This window comes from Streptomyces sp. NPDC051218, from assembly GCF_044455475.1.
GTDB lineage: Bacteria > Actinomycetota > Actinomycetes > Streptomycetales > Streptomycetaceae > Streptomyces.
On the sequence record NZ_JBITEU010000005.1, the window covers coordinates 45,165 to 65,226 of the forward strand.

Genomic DNA, 20,062 nt, shown 5'->3' on the forward strand with positions numbered 1-20,062 from the left:
AGCGGGGCGTGGTCCCCAACGCGGCCCAGGCCGTGGGCAGTCAGCGCCTACTCGGGTGCGGGGAGGATGCCTCGGCGGCGGGCCATCTCCAGCCCGGCCGAACCGGGCTTGCTGTCCGCGCCTCCCGGCCGCGACGGAGGAACAGAGGCCGGGGCGCCGCCAGGAGCGGCAGGGAACTGCTGGATATCTACGGGGACGGTGCCGAACAGTTCGGGGCGCCGTGCCTTCAGCTCCTGAACGGCGTTGGCCAGCGCCTCGCCGTCGGCGTCGTCCGGGGCGTGCAGGAGCGCCACAGCATCGTCCAAGTCATGACCCGTCGCTCCGACACCGGAAAGCACGGCCCTCCGCGCAGCATCACGCTCGCGGGCCAGGGCCGCAGCCTCACGGGCTGCCGCTGCCTTCTCGCGCTCGGCGAGAGCCTGCTCGCGGCGCTCGGCCTCGGACAGTTGCTCCTGCTCAGCCTGCCGGACCCCAACGAGATGCTCCTCCAGCGCCCCGGCATTCGCGAAGCCGAGCTTCTCGACGAGGGTACGGATCGCGGCCCGGCCGCCCTGGTCCTTCTCCCGGGCCATCAGCGTGTTCAGCTGCTTCTGGCTGATGTTGACGGTGACTTCGTCGTTCGACGGATCGTCCGAGGAGGCGCCGAGCATGGGGTAGATCGGACGGCCATCCTGACGGCGACCGAGCACGGTGCGCGGGGTGGGCAGACTGCGGGTCATCAAGTGGTGCTACTCCCACGACGGCCCCGCGCCACTGCCGAGTCTACGGAGGTCAAGCTCACGGCTTGGCTGAGCAGCAGATAGCCGGGCGGCACTCTCCCCCTGCCGGGGTTGGGGATCGTCAGTCCCAGCGACAGCCCACATCCACGTCCGTGTGGACATCACGGCCGCCAGTGCTGGGGCAGGGCGGCAAAGGAGGACGGACAGAGGATTCCATGATCACTTTGCGAGCATTTTCGATACCATGGCCCTCTCAGGACGGGGGCACATGAGCACAGGAAAATCTCGCCGCAGGCGGATCGTCGTAGTGGCGGGCGTAGTCTGCGCCGCTGGGATAGCTGGCGGGGCCTGGTGGATGACCGAGTCACAGGTGTCGGCAGAGGAGTGGGACCGGTCGCTCACCTACTCCGAGAGCACCACTGCCTCTCTGGAAGGCCCCAGCCGCGTTGAGATCTCCTATCTGTCGGTCGATGACGCGACGTCGAACATCCCGAACTACGGAGATCGCACGTACACCCCACACGTCTCGCTCACGGCGTTCAACGACTCTGACGAGAGCCAGAACTACACCGTGACGTTCAAGGTGCTGCGCGCTGGAAAAGACGTGAAGCCCAACAGCAACACCGTGAAGATCTTGGGAGTTGAGCCGGACTCCAAGGGGCTCAGCCAGTACGAGATCTCGAAGAAGGAGTGGGACCCAGACCTCATCGATGACGAGACCGGAGAGACAGGCGCAGAGTCAGAGACGTACATCGACAGCCCGACCGGTAAGGACTTCACCCTGGAGATCGTCTCGGTCAAGGCGGAGAAGCACTACGCCGTGTCCGGGCAGTAGGCGCTGCGGCACTGGTCAGACCGCTTGTTTCCCTTCGTCGCTCTTTGGGACGTCAGGTGTCACCAGGCGTGGTGTCTGAGCGCCATCTCGCCGGCTAAGAATGCGCCGTACTTCTTCGCGCGCATCCTCGATTGGATAGCCAGCGTCTTGCAGCATGCGGATCCCAGTCTCCAGGGACAGCACCCCGGCGGTAACGCCCTTGACGACTTCGTCGAGGATCGCCGTCCGGTCGGTCGGGGTGTGCGGGCCGAACACGATGCGCGCGGCTATCGGCTCCCCTGTGGCCCAGCCGTCGGCTTGGCCAGCTTGGTGGATACGTTGCACCATCTTGAGCAGCAGGGCGTACTTGTGGGCGCGTGCGAGCCGCATGGAATCAACCAGGGAATCCAACGGTCCGAGGGACAGCTGTAGGGCGTAGCCGCTGGGCACGTCGGACGGGTCGACTGTCCCCAGACTCACGGCAGGCAAACGGGCATTGACCGAGGCCCGCTCGCGGATCTCCTCGACTCGAGCGCGCAGCTCGGCGAGCTGCCCAGACGTGTCGAGGACATCCATGCGCCCACCGTCAGCGAGCTGGAACACGGTGCCCGGTTCGACGGCCAGCGGCTTGGGGCGGCCGGTGACGCGGTCGACCTCGGCCCGGGCCCCAGCCAGGCCGATGATGGGCGCCCCGGTGGTGGCGGAGGCGCGGGCGGAGTCGGTGTCTGTCTCGGCCAGTTCGTCCAGGGCCTGCATGACCTTCGCGAGGGTGGACTGCCCGAAGTGTTCGCCGTCGTCGACGGTGTTGCTGATGTGGACGAGTGGGATGAAGTCGAGGTGCAGATCCAGTCGGTGAAGGACTTCGCCGTCGGGACGGATGCGGAAGTGCGCCTTGTCCAAGGGGAGATCGTCCAGGCTCTGGCCATGGCGGAGGTCGTCCAGGAACCATTCGGCGTCGGTGAGATAGCAGGTGGTCCTCGATGGCCGACCGGGCGCCCACGGGTAAGTGCGCTCGATGTGACCGGCTTCCGGGACGTACCGGTCGCCGAGTCCCAGTGCCTGCATGCCAGCCTCGTCGAGGATGGGATGCCGCCCAGCCTGCTCGCTCGTATCCGTGTTGCTGCGGGTCGCCGGAGCCACAGGTCCTACCTCGTAGGTGATCCTGCGGACCCTTGCCTTCAGCCCGCGTTTCGAATCTTCCGGTATCTCCCAGGCCAGGTGGATGCGGCACGGGTAGTCGCCTGGATCGGCATCGTCCTCGAGGACGGGAAAGTAGAAGCCGGGATCGTAGGTCTTGAGCCGGACGCGGCCCTTCTCCGGATCCCAGGCCAGCAGATACAGGCCGTCGCCGAGGAGTACGGCCCTACGTTCCGCGGCCTGCATCCTCAGCGGGAGCAGCTCGGCCTCGCCCCAGTCTCGTAGCCGCTGCTGCACAGCAGCGGCGGCTGCGGTTTCGGGGGACGCGCCGTCGTCTCCTGCGTGCTCGGCGCCGGGAACGATGATCTGTTGCGTCTTCCCGAGCAGATGGGCGAGCGTGGTGTCGACGAATGTCGACGGATCCCCGAACTCCCTACGTTCGGCCGCGGCTTGGTTGCCGGCCAGGGTGGCCAGTTCACCGGCCTGGTTGGAGTCGTAGGCAGCGAGCAGTTTGTACGCGGCCAGACGTCGTACGGCATCGTTGGGGAGCCAGGTTGCCTGCAGCTCGGGTGCGAGGGCCCGGTGCGGGCGTCCATCGTACGTACTGGCCATCACCGGCTTGTAGTTCAGCCACGACCACGCGTCGGTCAGAAGGTTGCGCAGGCCCACAGGACAAATCCGTAACGTTAGCCCCACGCCAGCTCAAGGGTATTGGAGTCGCGCCGAGGAGGTGCGTGGGCTCGGCTTCCGGAACGCCTCCCTGTGTCCATTCGCTTTGGGGTGGGCTGCATTCAGTTTGTGGGTTGGCGCCGGAACGGATCTCTCAGCTCTTCGAGCGAGGTGGCGATGCCATTGACGTTGATCGTCCAGAAAGCCCAGCCGTCGATGTCATGTTGCCCGGTGACTGCCCGAGCGGCCGACGTTGGCGTGGACCAGACGCGACCGGCACAGCTGATTCGCCCGTCAGCGAGCACCGTCGCCTCTCGGAGGTCACTGCCATGTGTTGCTGTGAGTGTGAATCCAGGTTTTAGAACTCCGGCCGATACCAGGAAATCCAGGTCGGTTAGGTCAACTTCATCCCTGAACGCGGGGGCAGTTTGTCCTAGTTGACTCGGGTGCGAGTCGTGACGCGCGAGTGCACCCGCGGCTTGCGGGTGCGTACGAAGGGCTTCCTGTGCTGCGGTGCTCCACTCGGATCGCAGCCCAATCCTGCGTTCGATCATTTCCCGCGCCGCTGGAGCAGAATTGGCACTGGCGAGGAGGGGAGCAAGGCGACTGATGTCGCCCATCGCGGTCTTCCTGTCCTCGATGAGTAGCTCCCGATTCAGATCAAGGATCCGTATTGTCTCGTCCGCACGACACACAGATCGGCTCCTTTCAGCTGCGGAACGAGACGCTCCTGAACGTCGGCGAGCCTGGCCATCCGTGTCGAAACCGAGCAGGCGCGCATCTCGGTCGTCTGCTGGATCGAGGAGAACTTGCTGCTCCTTGGTGTGGTCGCAGTGTTCCCCAGTGGCCCGGGTTGATTCGTCAAGCAAGGGGAAGTGGTTGCTCTTGGTCCGTCGGCCTCTCTGTCCGTTGATCTGTGCACCGCCGCTATTGCAGAAGCCACAGGCCAGACGGTAATTCGACGCAACATAGGCGAGCCACCAGTATCCGGGGCCTTGGACGCCGATGATGGCGGACTTCGGCCGGTAGTGGTCCACGTCAGGGTTGTTCCCGTGGATGGGAGTCTCGCAGTACCAGCACTTAGGGCCTACGAGCTCGACGAGGGCTTGTCTGAGCTGTGGGTCCGTCCAATGAGGTGGGAATTCGGGCTTCGCGCCTGAGGAGACCGCCTTCCGAACACAGTCGGCTGTGTCCGCGGTCTTCTTAATCCATCCGGTAGGAACCACCAAAGAGCTCATGTCAATGTGCCGCATGCGCCCTCACAGTCCACGCGAGAAGCGTTCGTCAAAGAGCAGACGAACCATCTCGGCAACTTCGTGCGGATCTGGAGGCGTGTCGCTACCGGCGGCCTCGATCAGGTCGCGACGTCGGCGGGACAATTCGGCAAGGAATAGGGATACTGTGTGCTCACGACGGGCTGTGGCAAAGCCGAGCTCCTCCAAGACGGATGTAGTTCGCTCCAACTCTGCTCGAGCGTTCACATCTTGCTCAGCGAGCGGCAGCAACTCGTACTGTCTGTCGATCAACTGCTGGGTCTGCTGATTCAACTGTGTTTCGAGTCCATAGAGTTCGCTCGTCAGCAGGCCGCCGATGCCGTGGCCTCGTGGATCGGTCTCCGGCGTGTGCGCAGCAGTCCGGCCGATGGAGGCCCTTCGCACAATCCTGATCTGTTCTCGGGGCACATTGACCACAAGCGTCGGGTCGTGGGTAGCGGCGATGAAATGCGACTGCTGCCCGTCATCGAGCATCTCTCGGACGGACTCGTACCATCGCTGACTCCAGCCGGGATGGAAGTGGGCTGCTGGTTCGTCGAGTAGGAACAGTGACTCACCCCCGCGCTGTAGCCGGAGAAGTCCAAGCACTGTCAGTAGCTGCTGCTCTCCGGCGCTGAGATCGGCAGGGGATAGGACGGCTCCGCCCCGGGTGGTCAGCCGAACGTCAGCAGTCAGCATCCCCAGAGACTGGAGGCGCTCGAGCGCAGCAAACATGCTCAAGTCTGATTCGAAGAGGCTGCAGAATGCATCGACATCCTGGCCAGCGATTGAGATCCGGAAGCTTGTGTAGCGTCCAGGCACGGCTCCATCGGGAACGGGACCGAACCTACCTATCGAGGCGATGCGTTCAAACAGTTCAGCCGTCGCGCCCGTCAGGCCCCAATACGGAGGCCACTGCCTGTCTCGCAGGTGCCGGTGTGTCGCCCATCCTGGACGATGAATCACGAGCTCCGCACTGGCGATTCTCTCTACCCCCGCCGTCTCTGCGGCAAAGGGCCCGAACTTCTCCGCCCACTGAGGCACCAAGGCCAGGAGGATCAATGGGAGTTGGTCAACACGAGACTGGACGAGCGGGCGCAGCTGAAACCCCTCCGGGTTGCCCTCTGCGCGCAGAGTCTCAGCATCGCTCACGACGTGCTGCTGAAACATTGAGTCCCAGGGAGAAGCGTAGATCGCCTGGTATCCAAAGAGATGATCGGGAAGATACCGGGGCCAATCTGCCTTGCGAACCCGAAACTCACGATATCCATCCGAAGCCGTCACGGCTGCGGCGCGCCCTCCCGCCGGCTGGGAGACCGCTACAACGCTCCCGCGGAGCTCGTAGCGGAGACGAAAGGCGAAGTCGGCGTGCTTGCCTAGCCAGAGATTGCCGAAGATCTCCACAAGGGAATGGAGGACCCGAGACTTGCCCGCACCGTTGCGCCCGATGAGTACGGTCACGGGATGTTGGGGCTCATGTAGTCCGTCGGTCAGGTTCAAAGCAAAGTCGCGGAGTCCCCGGTACTCCGGCAGTTCAAGCTCCAGTAGCTCCACGGAACCCCCCCTCGGCCACCGGCCTGTCACCACAGCACGTGATCGAACAAGGAGCCTAGCGGATCACTCGTTACTCACGCCGGGTTCCGTGACGGTTCCCCTTGGGCGGAGCGCCTCGGCCACCGAAGCGAACTCAGAGAGTGCAGCTTCGAGCTCGTCGACGATCTGGCGAGCGAGAGCATGCGGTTCCACGTTCAGATCGGTGACTTCGAGGGTGTTGTCCTTGAGATCTGCACCGAGGTCGAGGCTGACCTTGTCGCGACTCAGTAGTTCTTCAACCGGGTAGGGCTTGAAAGAGGGGGTTGCCCTCCGCTGGTCTCGCGCTTCGCCAGGCCGATACGCCTTGACGAAGTCGTTCAGAGCGTGACGGTGTAGGGGGTTCTGCTTGAGGGTGAAGCGTTGGTTGGTTCGGAAGTCGTAGACCCAGAGTGTTTTCGTGAGGGGCTTTCCGTCGTGGCGCGGAGGGGGCTTTTCAAAGAACAGGACGTTGGCCTTGACCCCGCCAGCGTAGAAGATTCCTGTCGGCAGGCGCAGCAGAGTATGAACATCGCATTGCTGAAGCAGGCGCCGACGGACGATCTCCCCGACTCCGCCCTCGAACAGGACGTTGTCCGGGACGATAACTGCTGCTCGGCCATATGTCTCGAGCAGGGTGTAGATGTGCTGAACAAAGTTCAGCTGCTTATTTGTAGTGGTGGCCCAGAAGTCACGGCGAGAGTAGGTAAGTTCCTTGCGCTCGAGATCGTCCTCTTCTTCGCTGATGATGGTGATGGAGGACTTCTTGCCGAAAGGGGGATTCGCAAGAACCAGCGAGGCGTGCTGCTTGGGCGGTTCAGCCAGGGCATCGCCCACCGTGATGGGTGATGTCTTGGCACTCGACGGTGCGATGCCGTGTAGCACCATGTTCATTGCAGCAAGTCGAGCGGTCGCGTCAACGAGCTCATTGCCCAGGAACGCGCCCGAGGTGAGACGGTCCTTCTCTTCCTGCGAGGCGTCTGCTGGAAGGTGGTGCTGGATGTACTCAAACGCTTTGAGGAGGAACCCGCCTGTGCCGCACGCCGGGTCCATGATCGTGTCATGGATGGTCGGCTGAGTGCAGTCGACCATCGTTTCGATCAGAGCGCGCGGCGTGAAGTACTGGCCCGCCCCGGACTTGACGTCCTCGGCCCCCTTGGCGAGCAGCTCCTCGTAGGCATCGCCCTTGACGTCGGTGTTGGTCCCAGCCCAGACCTCCTTGCCGATGAGCTCCCGGATGAGTCGCTTTAGCTTTGCAGGGTCCTGGATCCGGTTCTGGGACTTCTTGAAGATCCGCCCGAGGACTCCTGGGCGTACCGCTAGTTCGCCGAGAATCTCCGCGTAGCGGACTTCCAGCGCCGCACCTTCAAGATCTAGCAGTTGCTGCCAAGCATCAAAGCCGAGGATGTCAATGGGCATGATTCGCCGGTGCATCTGCTCGTGTGCCATTTTCAGGAACACGAGGAAAGTGAGTTGCTCGATATAGTCGAGGGCGGAGACGCCGTCGTCGCGCAACACATTGCAGTACGACCACAGCTTGTTGACCAGGGTCCGGGCGTCGCTGGACGCTGGCACCAGCGGAGCCGACGCTGATTGAGGCGTTGCCGTCGTAGACGCGGTCACAGCAAACTCTCCTGTACTGCATAGGGCGTGCTCAAGCTCGATCGGTTCCTCTGTCGGGGACGCTTCGTCCCGAGATCGCGTCGTGCGCGGTTCAACAATTCCTCGGCCGGGGCATCGCTGGGATCCTGTTCGGTGAGCTGTCCCTTGAATGCCGCCGACAGCACTACGAGACGAAGATGGGCAGCACGCTTCTGAGCCGTCTTGGCTGCCTCACTGAGGCGGAGTGCATCCTGACGCCACTGGATGATTTCCTCCATCAGTTCCACTTGCCTCTGCATCGGAGGGAGCGGGATGGGACAGCGACGCGCATCTGCGAGATTGAGGGTCTTGCGCGCCACCTCGTTAGAAGCTCGCTCAAGGTGCTGGCGGAAGGTGCCGCTCTGCAGAACAGTCAGCACCCATCGCGGATCAACACGATCTGTATCGAGAGGGAACACCCCAATGGCCCTGGCCACGTTGGCCCCCGCGAGGCGTTCAGTCGCGAGAGCTGCGCGACCGATTGTCCCCACTAGCGACAGGAGCAGCTCCCCACCTGCAAGGGTGGTGCGCGGGTAACGCTGAGCCACATCCGTCTGGATATGCTTCAAACCGTTGTGATTGACCCGGCCGTCGACAAGGTCTCCGACGCGAACGAATGGCACCCCAGCAACGGTGTCTGGACCTGGAACAAGGACCCCGTAGGCGGGCTTCCGCCCAGCGGTTACGAGCTGATCCAGAGCGGTAAAGGACCAGCCTGAGGGAAGCTCGTATCCTTCGACCTTATGTGAGGACTCTACGGAGAAGAGGACGTCACCCGTTGCCATATCCGGGGTGTCAGGGCGAGGCGTAGAGAGAGGCAGATCTCGTAGAGCACGTTCCACGTTCAGACGCTCAAGGCGCTCCAAGATGCGTTGGCTCTTCTGAATCGATTCCGCACCAGAGTCCATCCGTGAAAGATGCTCTTCAAGCGTGCTCACGATTCGCAGCTGCTCGTCTAGCGGAGGGAGCAGGATCGGGTACTCGGCGATCTGCTGCCACTTCACGCGTGGGCGATCTCCGGCATTGAGGCTGACAGCGAAACTAACGAAATCCGGTGCCAGCAGGCGGTACATCAGGAACCGTGGCGCGAGCCAAGGCCGCGGAGGAAAGGTGATGAATTCCCCTGAGCACAGCCCGCTGTAAGCGGCCTCGGTCACTTTGTTGAGGTACGGCCGGAGTCGGCCATAGAGCGTATAGCCGGGGCCGACCACAGGGGAGGCACTGGTGATGCTGCCGGACTCCGACAAGCCCGTCACACGCCCGGTGCCCGACTGGACGCCCTCCATGCCCAGATAAGGGCGCTCGTCACCAGGAACTGGCACCTGCCGCTCCGAGCTAGGCTGCGCAACCTCTCCGAGAGTGGTGTGTACCCATCCCGGCGGGACATAGGTCATGCGGTCAGTTCCCGATCCAGTCGTTCAAGAAGGTCCACGGCGCGATCATCACCGAAGGTGCGCAGGAATCCATCAATCCCACCGCGCTCGGTGAAGGGTACTCGCTCGAGATCCTCAGCATCGAACCGCACGCTGACCGCCATCGTGTCGACGATGCGCTCGAGCCACCACAGCTCATCGGGTGTGAACGTGACACCGGCTTGAGACTGGCGCGCGATGAAGTTGGCGAACCGATCTTCCACCGCAGAGCGGTATGGGCGGAGCTCCTCATCCAGTCCCAGTTCGTATCGGATGATCGAGACCAAGTCGGGAGGGCCGTGCATCGTGCCAGGTGCAGCTGTCGTCTTGCCTAGTTGCTCGTAGGCGCTCCACAGACGGGCGATGGTCCACTGGTGCGGAGGCCGGGCGATACGCGAAGCCAGATCCTTCAACTGCTGGTACGCCTCGCGAGGCGTGATGTCACGACCGGTGTCCCCGGTGAGGGCAATCTGGAGTGCTGTGATCTCGTCTCGGTGATCCTGGATGTACTGCTGCCAGTCGTTGACCACTGCTGGAGCGTTCTCCACATGTGTCGCAGAGATCAGGGTGTCCTGGCTAACTTCGTCGTAAACGATCCGCTGTTCGGTACGGATGTTGATCAGGAGCGATCGCAGATCCCGATTTGACGCGAGCGGCGCAACGGCGTCTTGCACTGCCCAGTAGACGGCATGGTCTGGGTCGTCACCCGCAGCTTCAGCTTCACCGCGCATGGCGACGACCCGGTCTACATCGACAGTTCGCATGATCTGGCCGACGATGCTGTCCAGGCTCTTACCGTCCGCCAGGCGTGCAATTTCTTCTTGATCGTCCTGTGTCATTTTTCGGGAGAGCCGAGTGAGTCGGAGTGCAAGTTCTTCAGCCTCGTCCTCCGTGACCCCGTCTCCAGCAGTTTTCTCCAGGAGTTTGCGCAGCGCAAGGCGCTTGACGTCGCGCTCGTCGGTGATAGATCGAGTCTCGCGCTTGTGGGACTCGGTGACTCCAATGGCGTCGACGACGATGAAGCGTGTCTTCTCTTCTACGTCCGGTGTCACAGCCCGGAGTTCATTGGAGTCGATTACGCGCGATCCTCGGCCGCGCATCTGCTCAAAGTAGGACCAGGACCGGATGTCTCGCAGGAAGAAGACGCACTCGATAGCGCGGACATCAGTTCCTGTTGCAATCATGTCGACGGTGACGGCAATACGTAGTTCGGGTGTATTTCTGAACTCTGAGAGAAGCCTGTCCGGGGCCTTCGCTTTTCCTGTGATCTTCTTGCTGAAGTCATCACCCTTGCCGAAGAGGGTCCGGGTCATTTCTACGACTTCGTCAGCATGATTGTCGTCTTTGGCGAAGATGAGAGTCTTCGGCACCATAGGGGTGCTGTTAGGCCTGGACACTCGGTCCGGGAAGATGACGGATAGGTTGTCACGGAATGCCGAGAGTGCGACACGGAGCTGATCCGTGCTGATCACCTTGGATCCGATTTGCTGTCCGGTATACGTGAAATCGTCGTCTAGCTCTTCGTAGCGCGTACGTCGCGTGCGTCGATTCTTGATTGGCACGAACGTATCAACAGGGATTACAGAGCCCTGCTCTGCAATCTCTGTCCTAATTCGGTATGTGAGGTAGTCGACAGCGACTCCGTCGGCAACGGCTTGCTCGTAGGTGTACTCGCTGACGAGGCCTTCCTCTCCGCCAAAAAATGCGAACGTCTGCGCGACGGGGGTAGCGGTGAGTCCGAGGAGGTGCGCGTCGAAGTATTCCAGTACAGAGCGCCACTTGCCGTAGATAGATCGATGACACTCGTCGATGATGATCAAGTCGAAGGACTCTGGAGGTAGTCGCCGATTGTAGGACACGCCAATAGGTCGGTCCGCATCCTCCCCCTTTTCCTCTGACTCGAAAGCGGAAGGCTCGGTGTAGTCACGCGCGTCGACGTTCTCCTGTCCGGAGAGAATCCTAGAAAGCCGCTGGATAGTTGACACGACTACTTTTGATGATGCGAGCATTCCCGTGCCGGTGAGCTGATCAACGTTATATAGTTCGGTGAACTTTCGCCCGTCATCCGGGGTGGTGTAGTTTGAAAATTCAGATAGAGCTTGATTCCCCAAGTTATTGCGGTCGACCAGGAAAAGGATCCGTTCGGCTTTCGCGTATTTGAGTAGTCGATAGCATGCTGTGACAGCGGCGTAGGTCTTGCCAGCGCCTGTGGCCATTTGAATCAGTGAACGAGGGCCGTTGCGGCGCAGTGCCGCTTCCAGCCCGTTAACTGCGTCAAACTGTGCGGGGCGCAGTCGTCCGGATGCGACTTCAGCAGGGTCAAGCGCAGGTAGCCCCGATCGCAAGCGCGCACGATATGTGGGGGTTTCCCGATTGGCTTCTGCTTCACGCATCCAGCGAGCCACCGTTTCTGGCCGCGGGAAGCTGAAGATGCTACGTGTGCGGGAGTCGGGGTCTTGTGTATTGCGGAACAGAACCCGGTTTCCGTCGCTTACGTAGCGGTACGGAAGTGGAGTGCGCCAAGCGCGCATCGTCTGGGTATTGGTCAGACCCTCTGCATAGCGGTCGGCCTGACCCTGTGCTGCTGTGAGGTCGGCCCCTTCCTGCTTCGCCTCGATAACTCCGACGAGCTTGCGGTCGACGTACAGCAAGTAGTCAGCACGTCCGGCTGCAGTGGTGACCTCCCGGACCGCAACACCTCGTGAGGCGAACAGGTCTTGCTGTCCCTTGGCGTCCTGAACCGCCCAGCCGGCATCGTTGAGCATCTGGTCGATCCGCTCGCGGACCTTGACCTCACTCAGGGGCTCTTGTGCGGCCAGTCGCGCGCGGGAGACGAGTTTCTCGCGCTGCGTCGCGGTGGTTCGTTTGGGCGGCTTCCGTGCCTCAAAGCCTGACTGGAGGAGCTCTAGGTCTGCGTCGAGCGCGCTGGCCTGCGAGACCAGCTTCGGCTGTATCTCAGTCGCCCGCTGCAATTCGATGGCAGCGGTCCGACGTGCTGTCTCCTCTGCGGCAGCACGGTCTCGCTCACGATCTGCAAACGACAGCCGAGCTTGTTCCAGGGCCCTCCGGGACCGCTCCACCGCTGCAAGAACCGTCGGCCCAACGGCGGACGGCGGCTGCGGCGGGATGAACGGGATCTGTTCCCTGTCACCTGTACGAAGGCGGAAGAACCAGACTCCGAGCTGGAAGCAGGTGTGAACGGCCTGGAAGGCAGCATGCTCGACGTCGTCGTGCTCGGCGACTGGTGTGCTGTCAAGCCGTCGCAGGTTATCGAACAGGCCACGGATCCGCGGGTCGAGCACGCCAGCTCGCGTGAGGAGGTGAAGACGGCTCGCCTGCTCCCCACCGGGGAGGCTCACCCCAGCCAGACGTGTGAGCTCTGTGGCGAGAACCTCGCCGAACTGACTGGCCTTACCGAGGGCTTCGCGCGGGTCGGCGTACAAGTTTGCTTCGGCACCGGCCCCGAACAAGACGAGCAGCGGTTCGATTGGCTCCAAGAACCCGAAATTCGCTGAGCTGGCAGCCAGGTCCTTGATACGCGCCTGCGTTTCGCCGCGCACCTGACCCACGTGACCCTCCGCATCTGTTTCCTCGACATCCGTAAGCTACCTGGCCTTGCTCGTTTCCTGCCACCCGTCTCAATACGGGTGGATCCTCTGGGAATCCTGTACCGGCGCCAACGCGATGTTCCTCTCCTGCACAAGGCGATCACGTCCATGCGAGGACGAAGTGGATAATTTGGCGTAAAGGTAGTTCGTCCCACGATTCCGATGGGGTGCCAGTGATTGGCGTGTTATCTGCGTCCATTGAGACGCCCATCGTGGTATGTGCGGGACGTCATCCCTGTGTGTGCTGGATCCGCCAGTTGCGTCAGCGCGTGCACCGCGGCGTCCATCCGGTCGGGACTGTCCATGCCGGCGACCCAGGTCACCATCTGCTGTTCCAGGGCAGGCCATTCGCCAATGTGGTGGACGCGGCCCTGTTCGTAGAGTTGGGCAATCGGCTCGGCCCTCAGCCTCTTGCCGTGCTTCGCGGTCACGGGCACGACCACGGGCATGAGCATGTTCTCGGTCTGCTGCTCGCGCTGGAGCTCCTGCCACGCCTGGTGGAGGATCTGGCGGCTCATGTCACCGCCGTAGTTCGCCTCCACCACGATGGCGTCCGCGCGTAGCTCGATCGCGAGCTGGCAGGTCTCCCGTCCCCACGCATCGGCCCCCCGGTTGCCGGAGCGGTCGTCGAGGACGTAAAGGTGCCCCTCGCGGTCGCTGGCTGCGGCCACGATGCCGGTCTCGTCGCCTACAGCGGACTCTCCGCCCGCTGGGTCGACGGCGACGACGATGCGGGCGAGGTCGATGCCGCGGAACTGGGCTGCGCTGATGCGGTTGTTGGTGATCCACGGCCACTGCCACACGCCGCCGTCTTGCGGGCGGGGCTGCTGCATGTACAGCGACCACCACACGCGCTCGCCGACCGAGCGGCGAATTTCGGCGAGCGCGTTGGCGTCGTACCGCTCGGGCCACAGTGCGGCGCCGACCGGACGGCCGAGGGCATCGTCCTCGGATAGGGCGAGGGCAGGGAGGTCGATGACTGTCCACCGGTCGCCCTCGTCCGCCAGGATACGGCCGGCGAGATCGTCCTCATCCCAACGGGTTTGAATCAAGATCACTGAGCCTCCGGGCTCAATGCGGGTCAGTAGGACGGCCTGCCACCACTCCCACAGCCGCTTCCGCATCGTGGGGGATGAGGCTTCGGCGGCGTCCTTGATCGGGTCGTCCACCACGGCCAGGTGCGCGCCCTTGCCGGTGAGGCCGCCGCCGACACCGGCCATGACGGCACCGCCCTCGGTGCCTACCAGGTCGAAACGGTTCGCGGCGGATGAGCCGCTGCGAAGACTGATGCCGATCTGGGGGCCGTAGTTGAGGATCGCGTCGCGGATCCAGCGGCCGTGATCGTCGGCGAGGTCGGAGGAGTAGGAGGCGATCATCACCCGGTGTTCCGGGCGACGCCTCAGGTACCAGAGCGGTGCCCAGCGTGCGGCCCGGCGGCTCTTGCCGTGCCGGGGCGGCATCGTGAGCAGTAGCTTCGTGGGCCGCCCGGCTGCGACCTGTTCGAATGCGGCGTCGATCTGCGTGAGGTGCGGGGCTTGGATCTCTCGCCCGTCCGTGAGGACGGATGCCATCGCGCCGGGGGAGCGGTCCATCGCCAGCTCGCGCTCGATGCGCACGAGCCGCGCACGAAGCTCGGGGGATGAGGCTGCGGCTATCTCACGGCGGCGCTGTGCGGGAAGCGACCGATAGTGCTGGAGGACCGCGGCCTCGTCAGACCTGGCCACCCTCGCCCCCGGCGAGACTGATCAGCCGCTCCAACTCCTCCAAGCCCGCGGCTTCGACCGGCACCGCTCCGCCGTCCGGACCGGACAGCTCAGTGCGGACGGGGCGGTCCAGGCCCAGGAGGCGGCTGCTGCGCTCGATGATCCGCACTGCTCGGTCTACGGCCTGGTAGTCGCCGTTGCGGATCGCGGCCCGGTAGACGGTGAAGAAGAGACGCTCCAGGCGCTCCACCATGAGCTGCCGGAGCTCATCGGTATTGGCGTCCAGCGCGGTGGTGCGCTCAACGAGGGCCTTGGATACGTCCTTGCAGGCGAGTTCGATCAGCCGCTTGTCTGTTGGTGGTTCTAGGCGGCGCTTGTACTTGTCGATGCCGTACCCCTGCGGGTACGCGACTCGATCTGTGTTGATGGCAGGGTCGGCGGCGAGCTTGCGGCCGATGGTCAGCCAGTCGACGCCGGCGAGTTTCAGGTCGATGGCGTCAGCGCGGCGCTGGGTGATGGCAGCCCGGGTGGCGCGGTTGGGGCGGCCCATGACACAACTCCCTGGGCCCCGCGCCTACCCCCATGATCCCTGACCGAAGGCGCCAGCCCCATCGACCTGCTGTTTCACGAAGGTGGATGCGCGCCGGGCTGGCGGTGACGCGCATCCAGTCGGCGCCCTACTCCGTGTCCTCGCTGATCCGGGGGAACAGCGGGTTCGCCGGGGGAAGGATCCCGTTGATCGCTGCGCACTGATCTGCGACGCGGGAAGCAGCGTCCGGGATGAAGGGCTGCAAGTGGTCCGCCAGCGTGCGGCATGCCTGAACGAGCACAACAAGGACCGTGTCGAGATGATCCCCGGCTTCTTGGTCCCCGCCCTGCTCGGACTTGGCCAGTTCCCAGGGCCGCGTGTTGTCGATGCAGCGGTTGGCTTCCTCCACGATCGTCCAGACCGCATCGGCTGCCCGGCGGAAGTCGAAGTCGGACAGCGCCGCGTCGACGTGGGCCGAGACGGATTGGCAGGCCGTGGGTAACGGGTCGGTCGCTGGTGTGCTCAGGCGGAGGAGGGGCACGCTGCCATGCCGGTAGCGGTGGACCATGGTTACGACTCGGTTGACGAGGTTGCCCAAGCCGCCCGACAGATCAGCGTTGGCGCGAGCGATGAGCCGCTCCCGTGTGAAGTCGGCGTCACCGACTCGGGGGACTTACCGAAGGAGCCACCAGCGCACCGCGTCCGTGCCGAACTCGGCGACGAGATCGGCAGGGTCAACGGTAGTGCCGCTGGACTTGCTGATCTTGCGTCCGTCGACGGTGAGGTAGTCGTGGACCAGGATGTCGGTGGGCAGCGGCAGCCCCGCGGACAGCAGCATGGCTGGCCAGTAGACCGCGTGGAAGCGCACCACCCCCTTGCCCACCAGGTGGACGCGTCGCTCGCTCCTTACCCACCAGTTTTCATAGGCCTCGTCGTTGCCGCCATAGCCGAGGCTGGTGACGTAGTTGCCGAGCGCGTCCCACCAGACGTAGACGACCTGGCCTGCGTCGCCCGGTACGGGGATGCCCCAGCCGCGGGCTCGGGTGTGGGAGCGGGAGATGGAGAAGTCGTGCAGCCCGCTGGTGATGAGGGCGAGGACTTCGTTGCGGCGTGCTGCGGGGTCGACCCGCAGGGTCCCGCTGGAGATCAGTTCGTGCAGGGTGTCGGCGTAACGGGACAGTCGGAAAAAGCAGTTCTCCTCGGCGACCAGTTGGGGTTCGGTGCCGTGCTCGGTACATCGGCCGTCGACGAGGTCGGCCGGGGTGTAGAACTGCTCGCAGCCCACGCAGTACAGGCCCTCGCAGTGCTTGCGGTACAGGCCACCGGACGAGGCGCACTGGCGCCACAGCCGCTCCACGCCGATGCGATGGCGCGGGTCGCGGCTGGTGCGGATGAAATCGTCGAAGGAGAGCGCCAACGGTTCCCCCAGTGTGGCGAACGCCTCGGCATTGCGGTCGACGAGGGTCTGGACGTCGATTCCTTCGGCCTCGGCGGCCAGGACGTTCTTGAGAGAGTTGTCGTCGGTTCCGCTGAGGAACCGAACCTCATCGCCGCGGTGGCGGTGGTGCCGGGCGAGGACGTCTGCCTGCACCAGTTCCAGGGCAAAGCCGAGGTGTGGGCGGGCATTGACGTACGGGATCGTCGTGGTGATGTAGTGGCGTGGTGCGGTCATCGGAACCTCCAGTAACGAGGCGGAGCTCCGAGTCCTTGAACAGACCGAGGCCCCGTCTCGGGGCCTCGGAAACACGCGCGTCCGGTATCAGCAGCCCCGCTGGCGGGGCATCATCTCGATTCGGAACGAAGGCGCGATCATGCGGGAATGCTAGCTGCGGTGCCCGCGTTCGCGGCGAGCATTTCTGACTGGAGGCGAGGCGTCGCCGACCGAGCCGAGCAGCCGAGCTCCGCGGCCGCAGCCGAGATGCGCAGAGCAAGCAGGTATTCGGCATCGGTGATCGAGCTCCGGGCGCAAGGAAGTCACCTGACAGGCTGATCAGGCCCGTCGGACAGGCCGCAGACGTACCAGACCCACACGGCGGACTCGGTGGGCGGCCCGCGATGGCCGGCCACCTCGTCCACCGATCAGCCGGTCAGGCGAATGTCAGTTGCTCCGGGCCGTTCTCGTCTGCATCACCTCTGGGCAGCGGTAGCGCGTCTGGTACGTCGCGGTTGAAGCGCAGCCACCAGGCGAACTGCCAGTTCCTGCAGGTCCGGTACAGCCGGGAACTCCTATTGCCCGCGTCGAGCGGAATGGAGTGCTCGCCCCATCCGAGGATGGGGCGAGCGTTGGTCAGTCGGACGCCGAGGCCTTGCACGAGGGCGTCTCCCTCCCAGGTCTCGCCGGGTGCGTGCTCGAATGCCAGGTGTGCATTGCGGGACCAGTCCCAGGGGATCGGTAGCGCACACAAATACCAGGCGACTGGCGGATTCGCCGCGGGAAGATGGAGTGTCTGACGGCGTTGATGGATGTTGATGTGTGGCCGGTCGCATTCTCCGAACGTCTTGAGGCAGTGCTGTGTCTGGTCGATTTCACGGATTCCGGCCAGCCACATGATGCGATAGCTGTCACGGGCTTCAATGTCTATGCGGACCCTGCTCGAGTCCGCCATCGAATGCATTCCCCTACCCCTCCAAATTAGAACTCCTACCCTCGATCAATTCTAGCAAAATTGCCAGAATCCCGCTGTGCTTATTGTGTCGGAATTCGTCAGGGTAGGGCATATTGAATTCCTCCGAGAATGCCAACCGGTATTCCTCGATCGGCAGGGGCCGTGGGTGCTTGCAGACGGCCTTGACTGTGGCCCTTGTGGTGTCACGGATGTGCACGTCCTCGAAGTACCGGGACAGCAGGCCGCGCAGCGACTCGGGTGTGTGGTAGCGGATGCGCTGCCACTTGCCGCGCACGAACCGCATGTCCACGTTCTCGCTGTCGAGAAACGACAGGCGAGTGGAGTCGCGGCTGATGGAGTGCTCGGACTTCTCGTACGTCAACTCCCGCTCCAAGTTACGCGTCCCGACGCAGACTTGCCCGTCCGCCGCACAGAGCGCGTTCACAGTGGTGAGCACCCAATGCTGGTAGTCGAGGGAGGTGGTGGCGTTGATGACAGAGTCGAGAACCACCACCTCATAGAGGCCGTTCTCCTTCAACTCGCGTTCGATGCCTCGGATCTGGCTCACGATGGTGCGGATGTCGACGGCGTACTTGCCCTTCAGGGTGCGGTACGGCTCGTAGTCGTCGATCTTGTAGCCCTTGCCGCGCAGGTGACGTGCGTAGTCGCCGTGCCCGGAGCCGAAGTCCACCACCCGGTGGGAGGTGGTCAGCCACGGCAGGACGAGGCGCTCCCATACCTCGGACTTGTAGCGGACCTTGTCCGCCTTGGCCTTCGAGGAGTGCTCGCGCAACCGGTTGGGCTGCACGATGTGCTGATTCCATACCGGGGCCTGCTCTTCGAGTCCGGTCCAGTCGTAGACGCCGTACTCGCCGGTGAGGTCCTCAACGAGCTGGCCGGCGTCGAAGGAGGCGCAGGTCCAGGCGAGGATGTCGAAGCGTTGGGCCTTGGCGACGGCCGCGTACTCCGCGTTGAGGACGATGCGGCCCTGGTCGTCGATTACCACCGAGCCCCACGGCCCGTGGGCCGCGGTCATGAAGCCGATCGCCTGCTGGAACGGCAGGTTCTTCGACTCCTCAACGTCGATGGTCTGCCACGGAACCCAGGACCACCGACCGATCGGCCCCGGCTCCGCGTACACCACGGACGACTCGGTCTCGACGCGGTTGTGGAGGAGGTTGAACTTGATCTCGTCCTGCAGCCGGACCTTCTGCGGCAGGATCATCGCCGGCGTCGTGGTCTCGCCGATCGCCTTCAGGCCCTTGGTCCTCTGGTGGCCAGCGACCAGAGTCCCATCTGCGTTCAAGATCACCGGCTTTACGAGGCCATGGCGGCGCAGGGAGCCCTGAAGCCGCACGAACGACTCCTCGGACAAGCGGCGCGGGTTGTAGTCCGCTGGCCGCAGCTTCTCCAGCGGATAGGCGGGGTCGAACCGTACGTCGAGAGGGTTCACGCGACCACCCCCTCTTCCGCACGGTGCTCCTCGTTCAGGACGTGCCAGCCGAATCCGAGGTCGGAATCGTTGTCACCGACGAACTGCTTGTACAGCGTGTCGAGAAGCTCCACCTCGGCCTGAGTGATCCGTACACGGGTGGAAGACCACTGCATGTACCCCCACTGCAGGTAGTCGACCGTCGCCGCGGCCCCGGTATCCGCACCGTCGGAGGGCAGCTCGATCGGTGCGGGGAGCGCAGTCTCGTCCAGGAGTTGGTCGAGCTGATCCTGGTCGTATCCGATGCCCTCGAGGTCGGGGAGCTTCGTGAGGATGTCAGCCAGGAGCACCGTGTCGTACCCGGCAAGGTCGCTCGTGCGGTTGTCGACGATGACGATCTTCGCCGCCGCGTCATCATCGACGTCGAGAAAGGTGACCGCGATCTCGGTCCACCCAAGCCGCTTGGCCGCCTTGTACGTGTGGTTGCCGGCGAGGATCTCGCTGGGGCGGCCGGTCAGGGAGCCGCGGTTGACGACAATCGGCCGGTACTGCCCGTTGACGGACAGCGACTCGGCGATCGAGTCCAGGTCACCGGTTCGCGGGTTGCGGTGGTACGGAGACAAATCGGCGACCGGGACAGCCAGATCTGCGAGCGAGGCCGGTATGCGAGGAGCAGCAGTGGACACGGGACTCCAGCCCCGCGCCCACCATTGAGCCTAGGCGAGTCAAGCCCGGGTGCAACGTTGTTCGGCGACGACATGGACTGTGCGCGCGGGGCTTGTACTGCTCGGCTGTGGGTTCAAGCCAAGAACTTTGGGTCTGCGGTGTGTGGGATGGCGAAGCCAGCCATATCACTCGAGTGATGTCTTGCTCTGATTCCCGTTGGGAAGGATTGCTGATCGCCAGGGGAGGTGACTCGCCCGTTGATTGTCAGTGCCCGTCGCTAGGGTCCCCGGCATGGCAATGGAGT

At 63.6% G+C, this 20,062-nt stretch carries 13 protein-coding genes and 1 pseudogene; 1 reads left to right on the top strand and 13 read right to left on the bottom strand.

Annotation, left to right across the window (positions count from 1 at the left end):
• Positions 1 to 47: 47 nt before the first annotated feature.
• Complete coding sequence (locus ACIBCK_RS16570; RefSeq protein ID WP_399390796.1) at positions 48 to 719, bottom strand: hypothetical protein; 672 nt, start codon at positions 717 to 719, stop codon at positions 48 to 50.
• 268 nt (positions 720 to 987) lie between these two features.
• Between ACIBCK_RS16570 and ACIBCK_RS16575 the strand changes: the two genes are divergently transcribed.
• Positions 988 to 1,554, top strand: coding sequence for a hypothetical protein (locus tag ACIBCK_RS16575; RefSeq protein WP_399390797.1), 567 nt, complete (start codon positions 988 to 990; stop codon positions 1,552 to 1,554).
• A gap of 15 nt (positions 1,555 to 1,569) precedes the next feature.
• On the opposite strand, the gene ACIBCK_RS16580 is transcribed toward ACIBCK_RS16575, so the two are convergent.
• The 12 genes and pseudogenes from ACIBCK_RS16580 to ACIBCK_RS16635 form a co-directional block, all read right to left on the bottom strand.
• Complete coding sequence (locus ACIBCK_RS16580; protein WP_399390799.1) at positions 1,570 to 3,339, bottom strand: hypothetical protein; 1,770 nt, start codon at positions 3,337 to 3,339, stop codon at positions 1,570 to 1,572.
• Positions 3,340 to 3,461: 122 nt separating this feature from the next.
• On the bottom strand, positions 3,462 to 4,376 hold the full coding sequence (locus ACIBCK_RS16585) for an HNH endonuclease (RefSeq protein WP_399390801.1): 915 nt from the start codon (positions 4,374 to 4,376) through the stop codon (positions 3,462 to 3,464).
• Positions 4,377 to 4,598: 222 nt separating this feature from the next.
• Entirely contained in the window at positions 4,599 to 6,146 is a 1,548-nt protein-coding gene (locus tag ACIBCK_RS16590) for an AAA family ATPase (protein ID WP_399390802.1), read from the bottom strand.
• Between the two features lie 63 nt (positions 6,147 to 6,209).
• A complete protein-coding gene (locus tag ACIBCK_RS16595; RefSeq protein ID WP_399390804.1) occupies positions 6,210 to 7,784 on the bottom strand; it encodes an N-6 DNA methylase in 1,575 nt (524 codons plus the stop codon).
• Positions 7,781 to 9,088, bottom strand: coding sequence for a hypothetical protein (locus ACIBCK_RS16600; protein ID WP_399390806.1), 1,308 nt, complete (start codon positions 9,086 to 9,088; stop codon positions 7,781 to 7,783). The genes ACIBCK_RS16595 and ACIBCK_RS16600 overlap by 4 nt, the downstream gene beginning before the upstream one ends.
• A gap of 104 nt (positions 9,089 to 9,192) precedes the next feature.
• Complete coding sequence (locus ACIBCK_RS16605) at positions 9,193 to 12,783, bottom strand: DEAD/DEAH box helicase family protein (RefSeq protein ID WP_399390808.1); 3,591 nt, start codon at positions 12,781 to 12,783, stop codon at positions 9,193 to 9,195.
• Between the two features lie 224 nt (positions 12,784 to 13,007).
• Positions 13,008 to 14,546, bottom strand: coding sequence for a terminase large subunit domain-containing protein (locus tag ACIBCK_RS16610; RefSeq protein ID WP_399390810.1), 1,539 nt, complete (start codon positions 14,544 to 14,546; stop codon positions 13,008 to 13,010).
• Entirely contained in the window at positions 14,533 to 15,075 is a 543-nt protein-coding gene (locus ACIBCK_RS16615; RefSeq protein ID WP_399390812.1) for a hypothetical protein, read from the bottom strand. Before ACIBCK_RS16615 ends, ACIBCK_RS16610 begins: the two co-directional genes overlap by 14 nt.
• 127 nt (positions 15,076 to 15,202) lie before the next feature.
• A pseudogene (locus tag ACIBCK_RS16620) lies at positions 15,203 to 16,726 on the bottom strand (methionine--tRNA ligase).
• 415 nt (positions 16,727 to 17,141) lie between these two features.
• Positions 17,142 to 17,660 carry a hypothetical protein gene (locus ACIBCK_RS16625; RefSeq protein ID WP_399390814.1) on the bottom strand — a complete coding sequence of 173 codons (519 nt, stop codon included), beginning with the start codon at positions 17,658 to 17,660 and terminating at the stop codon, positions 17,142 to 17,144.
• A 13-nt stretch (positions 17,661 to 17,673) separates the two neighbouring features.
• Entirely contained in the window at positions 17,674 to 19,113 is a 1,440-nt protein-coding gene (locus tag ACIBCK_RS16630) for a ParB N-terminal domain-containing protein (RefSeq protein ID WP_399390816.1), read from the bottom strand.
• Complete coding sequence (locus ACIBCK_RS16635; protein WP_399390817.1) at positions 19,110 to 19,778, bottom strand: ParB/RepB/Spo0J family partition protein; 669 nt, start codon at positions 19,776 to 19,778, stop codon at positions 19,110 to 19,112. The genes ACIBCK_RS16630 and ACIBCK_RS16635 overlap by 4 nt, the downstream gene beginning before the upstream one ends.
• Between the last annotated feature and the right edge of the window lie 284 nt (positions 19,779 to 20,062).

Excerpts from the sequence above, each read along its gene's own strand:
- ACIBCK_RS16570 (WP_399390796.1), bottom strand. The coding sequence starts at position 719 with ATGACCCGCAGTCTGCCCACCCCGCGCACCGTGCTCGGTCGCCGTCAG.
- ACIBCK_RS16575 (WP_399390797.1), top strand. The coding sequence starts at position 988 with ATGAGCACAGGAAAATCTCGCCGCAGGCGGATCGTCGTAGTGGCGGGC.
- ACIBCK_RS16600 (WP_399390806.1), bottom strand. The coding sequence starts at position 9,088 with ATGGAGGGCGTCCAGTCGGGCACCGGGCGTGTGACGGGCTTGTCGGAG.
- ACIBCK_RS16615 (WP_399390812.1), bottom strand. The coding sequence starts at position 15,075 with ATGGGCCGCCCCAACCGCGCCACCCGGGCTGCCATCACCCAGCGCCGC.
- ACIBCK_RS16625 (WP_399390814.1), bottom strand. The coding sequence starts at position 17,660 with ATGGCGGACTCGAGCAGGGTCCGCATAGACATTGAAGCCCGTGACAGC.